Here is a 3221-nt window from a genome sequence, read left to right on the forward strand (position 1 = left end):
AAGGCCGAGCGCGCCGAGCGCAGCGGGCGGCGCCGCCGGGTGCGGCGCAAGATCGCGGGCGTGGAAAGCGAAACTGGCGCGGTAGAAACGGACGCTGCCTCTCCGGCAGCAGCGCCGACCCCTAGTTCCCAATCCGCTCAGGAACCGGCAGCGGAAGCGGCGGCAGTAGAAGTAGCCGCGAGCCCGGCCAATGGCGTGGCTCCGGTGATTCGGCGCGGGCGCGAGCGCACCGTGGTGCGCGGATCGCGCGGGCGGCGCTATCAGGCCACCGGCGCCCTGAGCTAAAACAGGAGCAGCGGTGATGCGGATCCAAGGGCGAGCCAGGGACTATGCGTGGGGCGGAACGAGCGCGCTTCCCGCGCTTTTCGGCTACGCCCCGGCGGAAACCCGGGTGGCGGAAATCTGGCTCGGCGCCCACCCTGATGATTCNCGCGGGGCCGGGCCGGCCCGGCGCGAGGCCCGCGCACCCCAGAGCTCCCGGAAGAATCCGCCACCCTGGTAGCGCCCGGCGGGCCGAGCCTGCGTGATCTGATAGCCCGGGCTCCCGAGGAGATGCTCGGTGCGGATGTGGCCCGCCGGCACGGGGGCGAATTACCGTATTTACTCAAGCTTATTGCCCCGCACCAGCCGCTCTCCCTCCAGGTCCACCCCTCCCTCGAGCAGGCCCGCGCCGGCTTCGAGCGGGAAGAAGCCGCCGGAATTTCCCGCACCGCACCCCACCGCTCCTACCGGGATCGCAATCACAAACCGGAACTGGCCTACGCCCTCACGCCTTTTGAGGCGATCTGCGGGCTGCGCACCCCGCGACGCATCGCCGAAGTGCTCGGCGGCCTCGGCCTGCCCCTCACGAACCGGCTCGCCGCCCTCGTGGAAGAACGCGGGGTGGGAGCGGTCTTCGCCGACCTCCTTTCCGCGGGAACCCGCCCGGAACCAGAGCAGATTGAGCAGGTGGTAGCCGCCTGCGCCGCCCGCCTGGAGCGCGGCGCCTCGCCTTCCCCGCGCGCGGACCGCATTGTGGAAACCCTGGCCCAGCACTACCCCGGCGACCCGGGAGTGGTGGCCTCCCTCCTCATGAATCCGGTGACCTTACGTCCCGGAGAAGCCCTCTTTATCCCCGCCGGGACGGTGCACGCTTACCTGTCCGGAACCGCGGTGGAAATCATGGCGGCCTCCGATAACGTGCTGCGCGCCGGCCTCACCCCGAAGCACGTGGACGTGGCCGAATTGCTGCGGATTATGGACGACGCCGCAGTCCCGCCCATCCGCATCGCCCCCGAGCATATGAGCGAAGCGGTTTCCACTTTCTATGTTCCCGTGGACGATTTTGAACTCTCGGTGGTTCACCTGCGCGATGCCACCACCGTTGAAAAGCTGCGCTCGCGCGGCCCGCGCACCGTGGTCTGCCTGGAAGGCGCGGTGGAAGTCTTCGCCGGGGGCCGGCGTGAACCGCTCAACTCCGGGCAGGCGGTTTTCGTGCCGCACTGTGATGGAGAATTAGCGGTCCGCGGGTTTGGCGACGTCATCGTCGCATCTGTTCCGTAACAACCCGGGCCGTGCGCGCTGGTATTCGCATCGCAGCGAGGTAGGGCGCTGCCGCGCGTGGCCGGACTCACGCGGGAGGTGAAGGGGCGGAAAACCGTGCCATCGCGCCATTTCTCCACCACATCCCGCGCGCGTCTCAAAATATGAGACACAAATGGCGAAAATGCGTCCAAATAATGAGACGCTCCTTGCGTGGGTGGTGACCGTAGTTCAAGAATGGGTGCCGGTGGCGGTCAGGACCGCCCGTCAATCTTGCGGATCACGCGCTCGCCAGCGCATAACGGACCGCACGACTACCGAGGAGATCTTCGTGAGCGTAACTTCCACGCACGTCGAGACGAACCACAGCACAACCTCCGAGCCGAAGCGGGATTTTTTCCGGCTGCGCGAACGCGGGACCACCGTGGCCCGCGAATTGCGCGGCGGGCTGGTCACCTTCGTGGCCATGGCCTACATCCTGGTTCTTAACCCCATTATCCTGTCGGGTCCGGATTCCACCGGCGCCTACCTGGGCGGCGGCACCGAGGGCCCGAACCTCCCGGCCATCGCCGCCGGCACCGCCATTGTGGCCGGCCTCATGACGCTGCTCACCGGCGTCATCGCCAATTTCCCGCTCGCCATGGCCGCCGGGCTGGGCCTCAATACCATCGTCGGCGTAGTCATCGTGCAGATGCCCGGAATGACCTGGGCTGACGGTATGGGAATTATCGTTATTGAAGGCATCGTCATCACGCTGCTCGTGGTGACGGGCCTGCGTGAAGCCATTTTCCGGGCGGTGCCGAAGTTCCTGCGCACCGCCATTTCTGTGGGCCTGGGGCTCTTCATCACCCTGGTTGGGCTGGTCAACGCCGGCCTCATCCGCCCCGGCGAAGGCACCATAATGTCCTTCGGGATCAACGGCTCCATCGCCTCCTGGCCGCTGGCCGTCTTTGTATTCGGCCTCTTCCTCACCGCGATCTGCCTGCTGCGCGGGGTGCCCGGCGCGCTCCTCATCGGCATCGTGTCCTCGACCGTCGCGGCCGTGATCGTCAATATTATTGCCAAGCCCGGAAGCGTGGCCGGCGGCGACGTGACCGGTTGGAACGGCGGGGCGCCCGCCCTCAACGGCTCCCCGGTGCAAATCCCCGACTTCTCCACCCTCGGATGCTTCTCCGTGGTGGGGCCCTTCCAGAAGCTCGGCGTTATTTCCGTGGTGGTGCTGGCCTTCTCCGTTATGCTCGCCGATTTCTTCGACACCATGGGCACCATGGTTGCGGTCGCTTCCGAAGGTGACCTCCTCGACGAAGACGGCATGCCCTACCACACCTCCCGCATCCTGCTCCTCGATTCCCTCGCGGCGCTGGCCGGCGGTATGGGTGGCGTATCCTCGAACACCTCTTTTGTTGAGTCGACGACGGGCGTAGCTGACGGTGCGCGCACCGGCCTCGCATCGGTGACCACCGGCGCCCTCTTCCTGCTCTCTATTTTCTTCGCTCCCCTAGTTACCCTGGTTCCTTCCGAAGCGGCCGCTCCCGCGCTGGTCGCGGTGGGCTTCCTCATGATGCAGCAGGTTACCGAGATCGACTGGGATGACCTGAGCGTGGGGATCCCGGCCTTCCTCACCGTTGCCCTCATGCCCTTCTCCTACTCCATTACGGTAGGCATCGGGGTGGGCTTCATCGCCTACGTCATTATGGCGG

The 3221-nt window shown here is 66.4% G+C and carries 4 protein-coding genes; all 4 read left to right on the plus strand.

Features of this window, described 5'->3' with window-relative positions; all coding sequences use genetic code 11:
- On the plus strand, nt 1-285 hold a 285-nt coding region (locus tag CZ322_RS04340), incomplete at its 5' end, for a hypothetical protein (RefSeq protein WP_200807168.1).
- A 16-nt stretch (nt 286-301) separates the two neighbouring features.
- A complete protein-coding gene (locus CZ322_RS10370; protein WP_327078493.1) occupies nt 302-502 on the plus strand; it encodes a hypothetical protein in 201 nt (66 codons plus the stop codon).
- Nucleotides 503-552: 50 nt separating this feature from the next.
- Entirely contained in the window at nt 553-1542 is a 990-nt protein-coding gene (gene manA / locus CZ322_RS04345; protein ID WP_234984459.1) for a mannose-6-phosphate isomerase, class I, read from the plus strand.
- A gap of 310 nt (nt 1543-1852) precedes the next feature.
- Nucleotides 1853-3221, plus strand: a 1369-nt coding sequence (locus CZ322_RS04350) for an NCS2 family permease (protein WP_087070363.1), incomplete at its 3' end; no start/stop codon positions are given.

It is taken from the genome of Actinotignum timonense, assembly GCF_900155575.1.
GTDB classification, from domain to species: Bacteria; Actinomycetota; Actinomycetes; order Actinomycetales; family Actinomycetaceae; genus Actinotignum; species Actinotignum timonense.

Bases quoted from the DNA above. Each gene is read 5' to 3' on its own strand.
- manA (WP_234984459.1), top strand. From the start codon at position 553: ATGCTCGGTGCGGATGTGGCCCGCCGGCACGGGGGCGAATTACCGTAT.